The sequence below is a fragment of the Rhodovulum iodosum genome (genome assembly GCF_041020385.1).
Classification (GTDB): Bacteria; Pseudomonadota; Alphaproteobacteria; order Rhodobacterales; family Rhodobacteraceae; genus Rhodovulum; species Rhodovulum iodosum.
Genome location: NZ_JBEHHI010000001.1, coordinates 936,488 through 949,305, shown reverse-complemented (window position 1 = coordinate 949,305; position 12,818 = coordinate 936,488). Strand labels below are relative to the sequence as shown.

Annotated in this window: 14 protein-coding genes; 8 read left to right on the top strand and 6 right to left on the bottom strand. The window is 67.4% G+C overall.

The features are described from left to right. Positions 1–42 precede the first annotated feature (42 nt). The 3 genes from Ga0609869_RS04670 (at position 43) to Ga0609869_RS04660 (ending at position 3,713) form a co-directional block, all read left to right on the top strand. Positions 43–1,197, top strand: a complete 1,155-nt coding sequence (locus Ga0609869_RS04670; RefSeq protein ID WP_125406236.1) for a phosphoserine transaminase — start codon at positions 43–45, stop codon at positions 1,195–1,197. A 98-nt stretch (positions 1,198–1,295) separates the two neighbouring features. Further along, entirely contained in the window at positions 1,296–2,891 is a 1,596-nt protein-coding gene (serA, locus tag Ga0609869_RS04665; protein WP_125406237.1) for a phosphoglycerate dehydrogenase, read from the top strand. A gap of 81 nt (positions 2,892–2,972) precedes the next feature. After that, a complete protein-coding gene (locus Ga0609869_RS04660; protein WP_125406238.1) occupies positions 2,973–3,713 on the top strand; it encodes a metallophosphoesterase in 741 nt (246 codons plus the stop codon). A gap of 13 nt (positions 3,714–3,726) precedes the next feature. On the opposite strand, the gene Ga0609869_RS04655 is transcribed toward Ga0609869_RS04660, so the two are convergent. From Ga0609869_RS04655 to lgt, 4 genes are all read right to left on the bottom strand, one after another. Then, positions 3,727–4,521 (bottom strand): Hint domain-containing protein, encoded by a 795-nt coding sequence (locus Ga0609869_RS04655; protein WP_125406239.1) that lies wholly within the window; start codon positions 4,519–4,521, stop codon positions 3,727–3,729. 535 nt (positions 4,522–5,056) lie between these two features. Further along, positions 5,057–5,812 (bottom strand): peptidoglycan editing factor PgeF, encoded by a 756-nt coding sequence (gene pgeF / locus Ga0609869_RS04650; protein ID WP_125406240.1) that lies wholly within the window; start codon positions 5,810–5,812, stop codon positions 5,057–5,059. Further along, a complete protein-coding gene (locus Ga0609869_RS04645) occupies positions 5,809–6,873 on the bottom strand; it encodes a class I SAM-dependent methyltransferase (protein ID WP_125406241.1) in 1,065 nt (354 codons plus the stop codon). Before Ga0609869_RS04645 ends, pgeF begins: the two co-directional genes overlap by 4 nt. Continuing rightward, entirely contained in the window at positions 6,870–7,757 is an 888-nt protein-coding gene (lgt, locus tag Ga0609869_RS04640; protein ID WP_125406242.1) for a prolipoprotein diacylglyceryl transferase, read from the bottom strand. The genes Ga0609869_RS04645 and lgt overlap by 4 nt, the downstream gene beginning before the upstream one ends. Before the next feature lie 97 nt (positions 7,758–7,854). Between lgt and Ga0609869_RS04635 the strand changes: the two genes are divergently transcribed. The 5 genes from Ga0609869_RS04635 to Ga0609869_RS04615 all read left to right on the top strand — a co-directional run bounded on the left by Ga0609869_RS04635 (position 7,855) and on the right by Ga0609869_RS04615 (position 11,084). Further along, entirely contained in the window at positions 7,855–8,100 is a 246-nt protein-coding gene (locus Ga0609869_RS04635; protein ID WP_125406243.1) for an accessory factor UbiK family protein, read from the top strand. Positions 8,101–8,439: 339 nt separating this feature from the next. After that, positions 8,440–8,943, top strand: a complete 504-nt coding sequence (locus tag Ga0609869_RS04630; RefSeq protein WP_125406244.1) for a type III secretion system chaperone family protein — start codon at positions 8,440–8,442, stop codon at positions 8,941–8,943. 31 nt (positions 8,944–8,974) lie between these two features. Further along, complete coding sequence (proC, locus tag Ga0609869_RS04625) at positions 8,975–9,796, top strand: pyrroline-5-carboxylate reductase (RefSeq protein ID WP_125406245.1); 822 nt, start codon at positions 8,975–8,977, stop codon at positions 9,794–9,796. Beyond that, positions 9,793–10,131, top strand: coding sequence for a tRNA-binding protein (locus Ga0609869_RS04620; protein WP_125406246.1), 339 nt, complete (start codon positions 9,793–9,795; stop codon positions 10,129–10,131). The genes proC and Ga0609869_RS04620 overlap by 4 nt, the downstream gene beginning before the upstream one ends. Further along, positions 10,131–11,084 (top strand): 2-hydroxyacid dehydrogenase, encoded by a 954-nt coding sequence (locus Ga0609869_RS04615; RefSeq protein WP_125406247.1) that lies wholly within the window; start codon positions 10,131–10,133, stop codon positions 11,082–11,084. The genes Ga0609869_RS04620 and Ga0609869_RS04615 overlap by 1 nt, the downstream gene beginning before the upstream one ends. Positions 11,085–11,200: 116 nt before the next feature. Here Ga0609869_RS04615 and Ga0609869_RS04610 read toward each other — a convergent pair whose 3' ends face one another. Then, complete coding sequence (locus Ga0609869_RS04610; protein WP_170168823.1) at positions 11,201–11,911, bottom strand: MipA/OmpV family protein; 711 nt, start codon at positions 11,909–11,911, stop codon at positions 11,201–11,203. 325 nt (positions 11,912–12,236) lie between these two features. Beyond that, on the bottom strand, positions 12,237–12,818 hold the full coding sequence (locus Ga0609869_RS04605; RefSeq protein ID WP_125406249.1) for a thymidine kinase: 582 nt from the start codon (positions 12,816–12,818) through the stop codon (positions 12,237–12,239).

Genomic DNA, 12,818 nt, shown 5'->3' with positions numbered 1-12,818 from the left:
CCCCTCCCCAACGAGGGGCGCATATCTGGAAGGATAGCACCAATGGTCATCGAGACTCCGGCGACGCGGCCGGCAAACCCGCGTTTTTCCTCTGGCCCCTGCGCCAAGATTCCCACCTTTACCCTCGACAAGCTGAACGACGCCGCCCTCGGTCGGTCGCACCGCGCCGCGGTGGGCAAGGCCAAGCTGAAGGCCGCGATCGAGACCACGCGCGAGGTTCTCGGCGTGCCGGCCGACTACAGGATCGGCATCGTGCCGGCCTCCGATACCGGCGCGGTGGAAATGGCCATGTGGTCGCTTCTGGGCGCCCGCGGGGTCGAGATGCTTTCCTGGGAAAGCTTCGGCGCGGGCTGGGTGTCGGACGTGGTCAAGCAACTCAAGCTCGACGCCACCGTGCGCGAGGCCGGCTATGGCGAGATCGTCGATTTCGGCCAGGTGGATTTCGACAAGGACGTTGTCTTTACCTGGAACGGCACCACCTCGGGCGTGCGCCTGCCCAACGGAGACGCGATCCCGGCCGATCGCGAGGGCCTGACCATCTGCGACGCGACATCGGCCGCCTTTGCCCAGGACCTGCCCTGGGACAAGCTGGATGTGACCACCTTCAGCTGGCAGAAGGTGATGGGCGGCGAGGCCGCGCACGGCATGCTGATCCTGTCGCCCCGCGCGGTGGAGCGGCTGGAAAGCTACACCCCCGCCTGGCCGCTGCCGAAAATCTTTCGCCTGACCAAGGGCGGCAAGCTGATTGAGGGCATCTTCGAGGGCGCCACGATCAACACCCCCTCCATGCTGGCGGTCGAGGACTACCTCGTCGCGCTCGACTGGGCCAAGGGCCTCGGCGGCCTGCCGGCGCTGATGGCCCGCGCCGATGCCAACGCCGCGGCGGTGCAGGCCTTCGTCGACGCCAGGGACTGGATCGAGAACCTCGCGGTCGATCCGGCGACGCGGTCCAACACCTCGGTCTGCCTGAAATTCACCGACGCGCGCATCGCCGACGGCGCGGCCTTTGCCAAGGCCGTGGCCAAGCGGCTGGAGGCCGAGGGCGTGGCGCTGGATGTCGGCGCCTATCGTGACGCGCCCCCGGGCCTCAGGATCTGGTGCGGCGCCACGGTCGAGACCTCGGACATCGAGGCCTTGATGCCCTGGATCGAATGGGCCTTCGAGGCCGCGATCGCGGCGCAGACCGAAGCGGCCTGACCCAGCGCGGTGGGTTCACACCCGCCCCACATCGACGCGCCGTAGGGTGGGTGTAAACCCACCCTCGTTTCCCAGACAATCAGACAAGGACCATTGACATGGCCCCCAAAGTTCTCGTTTCCGACAAGCTGTCGCCGACCGCCGTGCAGATCTTCCGCGACCGCGGCATCGAGGTCGATTTCGAACCCGATCTCGGCAAGGACAAGGACCGGCTGGCCGAGGTGATCGGCCAGTATGACGGCCTCGCCATCCGCTCGGCCACCAAGGTGACCGAAAAGATCCTCGAGGCCGCCGAAAACCTCAAGGTCGTCGGCCGCGCCGGGATCGGCGTCGACAATGTCGACCTTCCGGCCGCCTCGAAAAAGGGTGTGATCGTGATGAACACGCCCTTCGGCAACTCGATCACCACTGCCGAGCACGCGATTTCCATGATGATGGCGGTGGCGCGCCAGATCCCCGAGGCCAACGCCTCGACCCATGCCGGCAAGTGGGAGAAATCCCGCTTCATGGGGGTCGAGCTGACCGGCAAGACGCTGGGCCTGATCGGCTGCGGCAATATCGGCTCTATCGTCGCCGACCGCGCCATCGGGCTCAAGATGAAGGTGCTCGCCTATGACCCCTTCCTCAGCCAGGAGCGTGCCGACAAGCTGGGCGTGCAGAAGGTTGAGCTCGACGAGGCCCTGAAGCGTGCCGATTTCATCACGCTCCATGTGCCGATGACCGAGAAAACGGCCAACATCCTGTCGAAAGAGAACCTCGCCAAGACCAAGAAGGGCGTGCGCATCGTCAACTGCGCCCGCGGCGGGCTGGTCGACGAGGCCGCGCTGGCCGCGCTTTTGCAGGACGGCCATGTCGCGGGCGCGGCCTTCGACGTGTTTGCCGAGGAGCCGGCCAAGGACAACGTGCTGTTCAACCTGCCCAACGTGGTCGTCACGCCCCATCTCGGCGCCTCGACCAGCGAGGCGCAGGAGAACGTGGCCCTTCAGGTGGCCGAGCAGATGTCGGACTACCTGCTGACCGGCGCGGTGACCAACGCGATCAACATGCCCTCGATCACCGCCGAAGAGGCCAAGGTGATGGGCCCGTGGATCGCGCTGGCGGGCCATCTGGGCGCCTTCGTCGGCCAGATGACCGACGAGCCGATCAAGGCGATCAACATCCTGTATGACGGGGTGGCCGCCGAGATGAACACCGCGGCGCTGAACGCCTCGGCCATCTCCGGGGTGCTGAAACCGGCAAATCCCGAGATCAACATGGTCTCGGCGCCCATCGTGGCCAAGGAACGCGGTATCGCCATGTCGACCACGACGCAGGGCAAGTCGGGCACCTTCGACGGCTACGTCAAGCTGACCGTCGTGACCGCGACGCGCGAACGCTCCATAGCGGGCACCGTGTTTTCGGATGGCAAGCCGCGCTTCATCCAGATCAAGGGCATCAATATCGACGCCGAGATCGGCGAGCACATGCTCTACACCACCAACAAGGACGTCCCCGGCATCATCGGGGCGCTGGGCGCCACGATGGGGGCGCATGGCGTGAACATCGCCAACTTTACCCTGGGCCGCACCAAGATCGGCGACAGCGCGATCGCGCTTTTGTATCTCGATCAGCCGATCCCGGCCCACGTGGTCGAAGAGCTCAAGGCCACCGGCCTGTTCCAGCAGGTGCGCCCGCTGGAATTCGAGGTCGGCTGAGCCGCGCTCCTTGAATCCCGAGGGGCCCCCGCCGCATATCGGTGTGGGGCCCTTGTCATGTTTTTGCGATAGGACCGCAGGATGCGAAGCTATGCGATCGGCGATATCCACGGCCACCTGGACAAGCTTCTGGAGGTGCAGGACCGCGTGGCCGCCGACAAGGCGCAGGTGGGCGACCGGTACGCGCCGGTGGTGCATCTGGGCGATTTCGTCGATCGGGGGCCCGACTCGGCGGGCGTGCTGACGCATCTGGCCCGCGGCGTGGCCGCGGGCGCGCCCTGGGTTTTGATGAAGGGCAATCACGACCGGCTGATGCGGCTCTTCCTCTACGAAGATCCGCGGCCCGACCCGGCGCGCCCCGGCGTGATTTGGCTGGACCGGTCGGTAGGCGGGCGCGAGACGCTGGCCTCTTACGGCATCGACGTCTCGCCCGACGTCCCGATTGCCGAGATCCACGCCCAGGCGCTGGCCCGCGTGCCGCAGGACCATGTCGATCTGCTTGACGCGCTCAAGCCCGGCTTTCGCTATGGGGGGGTGTTCTTTTGCCATGCGGGCATCCTGCCCGGCGTGGCACTGGAGGCCCAGATCGAGGACGACCTGATCTGGATCCGCGACCTGTTTCACATGGACCGCCGCGACCATGGCGCGCTGATCGTGCACGGCCACACGCCGATCAAGGCCGTCACCCATTACGGCAACCGGGTCAACCTCGACACAGGGGCCGCCTATGGCGGGCCGCTTTCGGCGGTGGTGATCGAGGGCGGCGCGGTCTTTGTGCTGACCGAAGACGGGCGCCGCCCGTTGTTGCCCAAGGGGCGTTGATCGGCGCCCGCCCTCAGCGGTTGCGGATCTGCTCGAACTCGAAGGCGGTCAGGCGGGGCAGCGTCATCGGCCCGAAATCCGCCAGCGTCTCGACATGCGGAAAGAGCGACAGGAACAGCGTCCGCGTGTCGAAATCCATCATCTCGCCGGCGGTCGGGCCGGGATGGAAGCTTTCGACCTCGACCCCGTTGGCCAGCAGGATCTGCTGTCCGGCAAGCGCCAGGTGAAAGACCGTCAGCGGTGCCGCCGGATTGACTGCAACGGTGCTGATCCCGTCGACAAAGGCGGTGGCGGGCGCGACGGCGGAGGGGCTGCCGAGCATATCCTCGCACCCCTCGTGGCGGAACAGCAGCCGCGCACGCGGCCCCAGCACCAGATCGGGGCTGGGCCGGCCAAATCCCATGCTGTCGGTGGTGAACCGGGTCAGGCGCAGCGCGTTTTCCGGTCGGTCGGGCAGGCGCGGGTAGAAGACGGTAGACCCCACCCACATCAATTGCCGCGCGCCGGCGGCTGTCTCGACCGCCATGCCGGGGTGCAGATCCTCGATGGCCACGGGGCCTGCGGGGGTTGCGATCAGCGTGCCGCGGGCAAAGGCCGCAAAGGCGTCTTCGAAGGCTGGCGTGGCGGGCGCCCGGCGGATGAAATCGACGACCTCGCCGGCGGCGGTGATCCCCGAGATCTCGTATCGGCGCATCAGCGGGGCAGAGCGTGGCGGGCGGCGGTCGCCGCGCGCTGCGGGAAACGCGCTGGATTTGGGCGCGGTGTAGTCCGCCACCATTTCGGCGGCGAAGATATCGGTGCGGGCCATGCGATCAGTCCTTCCGGTCTGGTCACATCTGCAAAGGCCCCCACCCGGCTGCAGAGAGACCCCTACTGTTTGCCTTTTAGATACGGCCGATGTCAAAGCCTTTGATCCATTCGCCGGTATTGCGCTTCAATCCCTGGGGCGCGGCCCGGTTTGTTGCGTTTTGGCCATCACGGTTGCCACATTTGCCACGCGATTGTGGCAGCCTGCCCGAATCGAAAACCCCCGCCGAGGGGCGGAGGTTTGCGGGTCGGCCGGCGGTGCGTGCTCAGGCGGCGGCGCGGCTCAGGCGACGCTTGCGCGCGCCGCGGTCCCACGGCAGCTGTACGGTGGTCTGTGCGGTTTCTTCCAGAACCCAGCTCATCCAGCGGCGCTTGGTTTTCATGTCTTTTCTCCTTGCTCTGCCTCTTCCGGCGCGTGTCTGGCCGGTGTTTCTACCGTCCCTCGGCCGTGACCGGCCTTGGGTACAGACTGGCAGGGGTTAGCGGCAGGTTTTGGGCAGGCGCGGGGCCGGATTCGGGCCTTGTCGCGCCGGGGGTCAAAGCCGGATGGCAGAGACCAGGCGCCCATAATCGGCCTCGCCCGCATGGACGCTGCGCCGGTAAGAAAAGAATCTCTGGGCGTCGGAATAAGTGCAATGCCGCGTCCACTGGGCCTGGCCCACGCCCGCCGCGCGCAGGCGGAAAAGGCCGAAGGCGGGCAGGTCGAAGAGCATACGGTCGCCTTGGCCCTGCGCGAAGAACCGGCCATAGGCCGACTCCGCGGCCATGAAGGTTTCGAAGAATTCGGGGCCCACCTCGTAGGCGCGCTGGCTGATCGTCGGACCGATCACGGCCACGGTGTCCTGCCGCCGGGCGCCCAGCGTTTCCATCGCGTCGAGCGTGGTTTCCAGCACACCGGCCAGCGTGCCGCGCCAGCCCGCATGGGCGGCGCCGATCACCCCCGCCGCGGCATCGGCGAACATCACCGGCTGGCAATCGGCGGTCAGGATCGCCAGAGCCAGCCCCGGCGTCGCCGTCACCATGGCATCGGCGCGCGGCGGCGTCTGCGGCGGCGCATCTAGGATGACAGCGTCGGCCGAATGGACCTGGTTGAGCGTGATCAGCTCTGCCGGGGCGACGCCCAAGGCGGTCGCCACGCGGGTGCGGTTGATGCGCACCACCTCCGAGAGGTCGGACGAGCCGTTGCCGCAGTTGAGCCCGGCGAAGATCCCCGACGAGGCACCGCCGCGCCGGGTGAAAAACCCGTGGCGGAGCGGGGCGAGGGTGTCGGAGGTCAGGATTTCCAGCGTCATGGGCCGACTCCGGGCGGGGCGGGGCAGCCCTTGGGCACAAGGGCCAGCGTCTTGAAGAACGTTCCCATTTCCTGCGGATGGGTCAAGCGGCGATGTGCGGCGATATGACTTTCCAGCGCCGGGCCGGTCAGCCCGCGTGCCAGCGCCTGCGCCCGCGCGGTGATGCCCAGCCGTTCGAGGAACACGCCCTGGGGGGTCATGGGCCCGGCCTCGACCCCCGCCGCGGCGCGGGCCAGCGCCTCGAAATCCACGTGGGCGGTCAGGTCGGCGGCACCGGGATGGGCCAGCACTGGCTCGGGTTTGTGGCCTCGCACCGCCTGCAGCGTGTCGCCCAGCGAATGCCAGCCGCCATAATCGACGATCAGCGCCGCGCCGCCATGGGCGGCGATCCGGGCCGCGAGCGTCGCGGCGATGGGCTCGGCCGCGGCGCAGGTCTCGACGATGTCGCCCGGTTCGGTGTCGTCCAGCCGGTGGTCGAGCGCGGCCAGGGGCGCCGGGGCCGACAGCCCGAGGGCCAGCGCGCCGTCCGCCAGCCCGACCTGCCGCTCGCGCCAGCCCGCCGCGTCGCGCTGGAACTGGCGGATCGGCAGCGCGTCGAAGAACTCGTTGGCGACCAGGAAAAGCGGTGCCTCGGGCAGGGCGCCGGCGCGGTCGGCCCAGGTCACGTCCAGCCCGGCGAGCGCGGCGCGCTGCGCGGCGCGCAGCACGGGCGAGCCCTCGACCAGATGCACGCGCATCGCGGCGTGAAACCCCGGCACGGCGCGGGTGGCGCGCAGAGCGTCGGCCATCAGCGTGCCACGGCCCGGCCCAAGCTCGGCCAGGGTAAAGGGCGACGGCGCGCCCTGGTCCATCCAGGCCTGCGCCAGCCACAGCCCGATCATCTCGCCGAACATCTGGCTGATCTCGGGGGCGGTGGTGAAATCGCCCGCCGCGCCGAACGGGTCGCGCGTGGTGTAATAGCCATGCGTGGGGTGCATCAGGCACTCGGCCATGTATTCGGCCAGGCTGATCGGCCCGGTGGCGGCGATGCGCCGGATCAGGATCTCGGCAAGCGGCGTCATGCCCGCCGGCGCGCGATCGCCAGAAAGATCAGCCCGACCGCCACCATCGGCAGCGACAGCAGCTGGCCCTGCGTCAGGCCGATGCCGTCCCAGTGCACCGCATAGCCCATCGGGTTGTCCGGCGCGACGAACTGGAAATCGGCCTGCCGGAAGAATTCGACGCAAATCCGCGCCAGCCCGTAGCCGATGAAGAACACGCCCGCGACCCATCCCGGCCGCTTGAGCGCATCGCGCCGCCAGGCAAGCCACAGCACCACCGCACCCAGCACGAGCCCCTCGAGCGCGGCCTCGTAAAGTTGCGAGGGGTGGCGGGCGCAAGGCACCTGGTCCCAGCCAGGGCAGTATTGCGCCAGCTCGCCCGGAAACACGACCGCCCAGGGCACGTCGGACGGGCGGCCCCAGAGCTCGGCATTGATGAAATTGGCGATGCGGCCGAACAACAGCCCCGGCGGCGTGGCCATCGCCAGCGCGTCGGAGGCCGAAAGAAGCGGAATGCCATTGTGCCGCGTGAACAGCACCAGCGCCACAATCACCCCCAGGAGGCCGCCGTGAAAGGCCATGCCGCCCTGCCAGAGCATCGGGATCTCCCAAGGGTGGCTCAGGTAATGCCCCGGCTTGTAGAAGATGACAAAGCCCAGCCGCCCGCCGAGGATCACGCCCAGGATCACCCAGGTCAGCAATTGCTCGACCTGCGCGGGCGTCATCGGCGCCTGGTCGCCGGGCCAGAGCCGCGGTGCCTTGACCGCCGCCACCACCAGGCGCCAGCCCAGCAACAGCCCCGCGATATAGGCCAGCGCGTACCAGCGCAGGGCGAACTCGATGCCGAAGAGCGACACCGAGAACAACTCGGGGCTGAGGTCGGGGAAATTCAGGATGGCCTGCATGGCTGCCTCTCTGCCTACCGCGCTGCGGCGAAGTCAAGCTTGAGCTTGCCGCGCCTGCGGCCCATATAAGGGGCGAATGTAAATGTCAGAGGCCGCCATGCAGACCCAGAACAAATTTCTCGACGACATGTCCAAGCTGATGACCAACGCGATGGGCGTGGCCCAGGGCGCGCGGGACGAGGCCGAGACGGCGATGAAGAGCATGATCGACCGTTGGCTGGCCGACCGCGATTTCGTGACCCGCGAAGAGTTCGACGCGGTGCGCGCCATGGCCCAGAAGGCGCGCGAAGAGAACGAGGCGCTGAAAGCGCGCATCGACGCGCTGGAGGCCGCGGCCAAGTAACGGCCCGACCCGATTTTCTGCGCGAGGGGCGCGTCCGGGAAAACCGGGCGCGCCCCTTTGCATTCGCCGGACGCGCCTGCGGCGCGGGTGGGTATTTTTGCCAAGAAGAAGCGGGCAGGGCGCGCGTTGGGGGCGCGCGCGCCACGCCTACGAGCCGTGAACGCGCCTACAACATGTTGCGGGCTGGCGCGAAGCTGTCACAAAAATACTGCTTTACAGGCGCGGCCATTGCCGACACGATATTTAGTGAGGCCGCATGTTTTTCATGCCGGACCTAGAGCAGGCACCTAAGCCTTGTGGGCTGCCACCCACGCAAGGCTACAACCAAAGAGGCCGGGCATGTCGCTTTCCGAAGACTATCTTCAGACCGAGGAACTGCACCCCATCGACATCGTCGAGCATCTGGCCGAGCACCATGAGTGGGAGTTCGACCGCGTCACCGACGACCAGATCGCCATGGCGGTCGAGGGGCAGTGGCGGACCTACTCGATCACGCTGGCCTGGTCGGCGGCCGACGAGACGCTCAGGCTGATCTGCACCTTCGAGATGGAGCCGCCCGAGGACGCGCTGCCGGCGCTTTACGAGACGTTGAACCAGACCAACGACATGTGCTGGGCGGGCGCCTTTACCTATTGGCAGGCGCAGCAGCTGATGGTCTGGCGCTACGGCCTGGTGCTGTCGGGCGGGCAACTGGCCAGCCCCGAACAGATCGACCGGCTGATCGGCTCGGCCGTGCTGACCTCCGAGCGGTTCTACCCGGCGTTCCAGCTGGTTGCCTGGGCGGGCCAAAGCCCCGAAGAGGCGCTTCAGGTGGCCATTGCCGAGGCCTACGGGCGCGCCTAACCTGCCCCCCGAAACCACAGGGGGCTTTGCGATGGATATGGACGAAGTCCGCCGCCGGGGGCTGGTGCTTCTGGGCTGCGGCAAGATGGGCTCGGCGCTGCTTGAGGGCTGGCTGGCGGGTGGCCTGCCTGCCGGATCGGTGTGGGTCGAAGACCCGGCGCCCGGGCCGCGGCTGGAGGATCTGGCGGCCGGGGGGCTGCATCTGAACGCCGAATTGCCCGAGGCGCCGGCGATCGTGTTGCTGGCGGTCAAGCCGCAGATGATGGATGCGGCGCTGGGCCAGGTGGCCCGGTTCGGCGGGGGCGGCACGGTGTTCGTTTCGGTCGCCGCGGGCAAGACGCTGCGCTATTTCGTGGAACGGCTGGGTAGCGGGACGCCGGTGGTGCGCACGATCCCCAACACGCCGGCGGCGATCGGCCGGGGGGTGACGGCATTGATCGGCAATGCCGAGGCGGGGGAGGCGGGCGTGGCCCTGGCCGAGGACCTGCTTTCGGCGGTGGGCCAGACCGTGCGGCTGGACGATGAGGACCAGATGGATGCGGTGACGGCCGTTTCCGGCTCGGGGCCGGCCTACGTGTTCCACCTGATCGAGGCGCTGGCCGCGGCGGGCGAGGCGCAGGGGCTGCCGGCCGAAATGGCGATGAAACTGGCCAGGGCGACGGTGGGCGGCGCCGGGCAACTGGCCGAGGATGCAAAAGAGAGCCCGGCCGAGTTGCGCGTCAACGTGACCTCGCCCCAGGGCACCACGGCCGCCGCGCTGGAGGTGCTGATGGACCCCGAAAGCGGCTTTCCGCCGCTTCTGCGCCGGGCGGTTGACGCTGCAACGCGGCGGAGCAAGGAATTGGGGTCATGAGCGAGATTTCCTTCGACGACTTTCTCAAGGTGGACATAAGGGTCGGCCGGATCACGCGGGCCGAGCCCTATCCGGAGGCGCGCAAACCGGCGATCAAGCTATGGGTCGATTTCGGCCCCGAGATCGGCGAGAAGAAAAGCTCGGCCCAGATCACCGCCCATTACGCGCCCGAGGATTTGCCGGGCAAGCAGGTGATGGCGGTGGTCAATTTCCCGCCGCGCCAGATCGGCAAGGTCATGTCCGAGGTGCTGGTGCTGGGCGTGCCCGACGCCGATGGCGAGGTCGTGTTGTTGCGCCCCGACCTGGAGGTGCCATTGGGCGGACGGCTGTACTGATGGCGCGGATACTGATCACGCGGCCCCTGCCCGAGCGGGTGATGGAGGCGGCCTATGCCCTGGGCGATATCGAGCTGCGCGAGAGCACGGCGCCGATGAAACCCGGCGAGATGCGCGCGGCGCTGGCGATCTTCGATGCGGTGCTGCCGACGCTGGGCGACATGTTCTCGGCCGAGGTCTTCGCCGAGGTGCCGCACCCCCGGGCGAAGCTGCTGGCCAATTTCGGGGTCGGCTACAACCATATCGACGTCGAGGCGGCGCGGGCCGTGGGCGTGGCGGTCACCAACACGCCGGGGGCCGTGACCGACGCCACCGCCGATATCGCGCTGACGCTGATCCTGATGAGTTGCCGACGGGCGGGCGAGGGCGAGCGGCTGGTGCGCGCGGGCAAGTGGACGGGCTGGCACCCGATCCAGATGCTGGGCCAGCACGTGACGGCCAAGACCGTTGGCATCATCGGCATGGGCCGCATCGGGCAGGCCGTGGCGCGGCGGTGCCACCACGGGTTCGGCATGGAGGTGGTGGCCTTCAACCGATCGCCGATCGAGACCGATCTGCCGGTGCGGCAGGTGGCGACGCTGGCCGATCTGGCCGCGGCGGCCGACGTGGCGGTGGTGGCGGTGCCGGGCGGGCCCGAGACCCGTCACCTGATCGGGGCCGAGTTCTTCGCCGCGATGAAGCCCAGCGCGCATATCGTGAACATCGCCCGCGGCGACGTGGTCGACGAGGTCGCGCTGGTGGCCGCGCTGCAGACCGGCCAGATCGCCGGTGCCGGGCTGGATGTCTACGAGTTCGAGCCCAAGGTACCGCAGGCGCTGATGCGGATGGACAATGTCACCCTTCTGCCCCACCTGGGCACTGCCGCGCTGGAGGTGCGCGAGGCGATGGGCATGATGGCGGTGGACAACATCCGCGCCCATCTCGCCGGGGAGACGCTGCCGAACGTTGTTTAGGGGCGCGGAATCGCGGTCGCCGCCGCACCCGGCAGGCTGTCCATATGCGGCAGGCCGATCAAAGTTCGACCTACCGTGTGAAACGGCGTTTGATCTATTTCCCGAACAGGGACCGCTTAGCGCCCGAAGGAAAAGCGTCGCATCAGCACCAGCGACACCGAAAAGCTATCGTCCGACTGAACGATGGGCGAATCCGCTGCGTCGCCCATCAGGCGCTCCCATGTCACGGTGCCGTCAAGGCTCCATTCGGGCGTAAACTGATAGGTCGCACCGAATTCGATACCGGCGCCAACGAGCCCTTCTCCTGGTGAATAGGCCGAAAAAGCAGAGCTTGATGCTTCGGCCGGCGACACGCCAAAATAGGTTGAGGTGTAGCTATCCGAGCCCCAAAGCGCCCGCGGCCCAACCGTTAGGGTAAGCTCGGTCGTCGGGCGAAAAATCGCGTCTGCGCCCACTTCCGCCACCCAGCTTTCATGGCCTATGACACCGTATCTGACGTCGGCAAAGGCCAGAAAGCCGTTGGTCTGATAGCCGATACCGCCGCCCAGTTCGACGCTGAGATCAACATCGTCCAGTCCCGCCAATTCCGAGTAATCCGAGTCGTTTCGCGGTCCGATCAGGCGAAAAGAGCCGCGTGGCCGCAACCCCATGGCCACGGCGTTGGGGTCGGGATCGCCGAATTCCAACTTGCCAATGCGCAGATGCCCGAACTCGAACCCGCCGGTCACACCTGCCTCGTAATCTTCGGATCCGAAGTACTCCGGGGCGACGATACCGCCGAGACCCGCCGAGAACGACAACCCAACGCCGGATTCGGCAGAGGCCATAAGCGGCGTGATCGAAATGACCGTAGCGAACAAAGCGGTTCTCATATGATACCTGTGCCTTTCGGATGCGCGGCAAAAGTCGCAAGATTTATTCTCTAGCTAGAAACCTAGCGTGTCGCATCAGCAAATAAAGTGTGAATCGTCTTCCGCGAAACGGCAGGGCCGCACGCATACCTATTGTCCGAGTGTCCGGTCTTGCCGCGCACGGCAGAAGGCCCAGAGGTCGCACGGCAGTGACCGATGGCCTACGTCCGCAGAGGGCCGGAATTCGCCTCCACGCCTAAGCTTGCACCTCGAAAGGCAACCTTGCGCCGCGCAGCGGCCCCTAACCGTCGCCCATCGCCTCGCGCCAGTGGCGCCGGCAAAGCGACAGGTAGGTTTCGTTTCCGCCGATCTGCACCTGGGCGCCGTCCTTCGCCGGCTGCCCGTCGGGGCCCATCCGCACCACCATCGTGGCCTTTCGCCCGCAATGGCAGATCGTGCGCACCTCGCGCATCTCGTCGGCCAGCGCCAAGAGCGCGGCCGAGCCCGGGAACAGATCGCCCCTGAAATCGACGCGCAGCCCGTAGCACATGACCGGCACGTTCAGATCATCCACCGCGCGGGCCAGTTGCCAGACCTGGTCGCGGGTCAGGAACTGGGCCTCGTCGATAAAGGCGCAGGCGCAAGGGCCCCGGGCCAGACGGCTCTCGATTATGTCAAAGAGGTCGTCCGCGGGGCCGAAGGTCTGGGCCGGCTCGCCGATGCCGATGCGCGAGGCGATGCGGCCCGGCCCCGCGCGGGTATCCAGCCGCGCGGTCAGCAGCAGCGTCTCCATCCCCCGCTCGCGGTAATTGTGCGACGCCTGCAGCAGGATCGTCGACTTGCCCGCGTTCATGGTGGAGTAGTGGAAGTAAAGCTTGGCCAT